At 40.6% G+C, this 1,330-nt stretch carries 1 pseudogene; it reads right to left on the reverse strand.

The annotated features are described in order from the left end of the window. Nucleotides 1-30: 30 nt before the first annotated feature. Nucleotides 31-1,238 (reverse strand): annotated as a pseudogene (locus tag JGK22_RS33410) (ISAzo13 family transposase). Nucleotides 1,239-1,330: the final 92 nt, after the last annotated feature.

Raw genomic sequence — 1,330 nt, forward strand, 5'->3', positions numbered from 1 at the left:
TAAGGGACTCGCGGACAAATAAAATACCAGTCAAAATGGGATAATCGTGATATCCCATTTTGGTAAAGTTTCAGAACGTTGCCATGAGGGCAAATATTGTTTTAACTCATGAGGTAAGACTTTTACGCCTTTCTCATAAGTTGTCTCAATTAAGTTTACAATGGGATTAATTCCTTTCCATGTCATGTTAGATGCCCAGTTGACGGCTGTTTCAACTGCATCTAAAATAGCACCATTCCAATAATTTTCAAGTGCTGCCCAACAGCGTTCAATTGGATTATACTTGCTGTGATACGGCGGGTAGTAAATTAGTCTAATTCTCAAACCAATTCTTTGAGATAACTCAATGATACGTTTGATGAATTGTGTTCGATTACTTCTATTTGATGGGCCACCATCAAGGTCAATCACCAATTCTTCCAGTTCGGTGTAATCAGATTGGTTGTTTTGCCACCAATCCGTTAGACAATCGACGATAAAATCAGTGGTTTCAGCAGACTGCCCCATATAAATAGATAATTGGTCATTTTGAGTATTCAGAATTCCAAAGGGGACTAATACGGCTTGCCACTTCGTATCATGATCATCAGCCGATTTCGGTTCGAGGGTTCGCGCTTTACCGTCCCGTGACAGGTTGCCAATTTTGACTTTGGCTTTGGTATCGATTGATATTCGTAGAGAATTAACATCTAGATCGGAGGCTTGATTCTCCTTCAATACATTCTCAAAAATGGCATCTGTTTCGGGTATTTTTTTCAAGGGCTTAGTTTTTTGTGTTTTTTTAGGCGATACCCCATTCGATTTAAAATCGTGCCAATTGTCTGACGAGAAGGCAATTGCTGTGGGTCGTAGTTTTTCTGAGTCACCAATGCGGATAATACCGCCTTGGCACTGATCCGAGCATACAAAAATGTCGATTGAAACTTGGGGTCTGCCTGGGACTCTGGCTCTACTAAAGAACGAATATCCGTTTCTAAATTTGGCAGTAAGATTTCACTTTTGTGTCGCCCTCGTCCCCGGTAATTATCAACACAAATCAACCCGGTTCGTCGTTCATGTAAGCCCAGTTGAACACTGGATCGATTCCACCCCATAAATGTTTCTACTTTTCGGGATGAACCATTAAAGTAGTCTTCAGCCACTTTTGCCATAAAGTCTCGACGGCGATAGCCTGTCAGTTTTTTGGCCGCATCTTTGAATGTTAATTTAACTGGCTCACTCAAAATCATTTTTAGCATCCCACTTACAGAAGTCACAACCACTTATGTCAGATTTTTTGGTTCCTACTCTTCTAGGATAACTGGGGTTATATTTAATTGCAAGCCCCTAA

The sequence above is a fragment of the Microcoleus sp. PH2017_08_TRC_O_A genome (genome assembly GCF_020738665.1).
Classification (GTDB): domain Bacteria; phylum Cyanobacteriota; class Cyanobacteriia; order Cyanobacteriales; family Microcoleaceae; genus Microcoleus.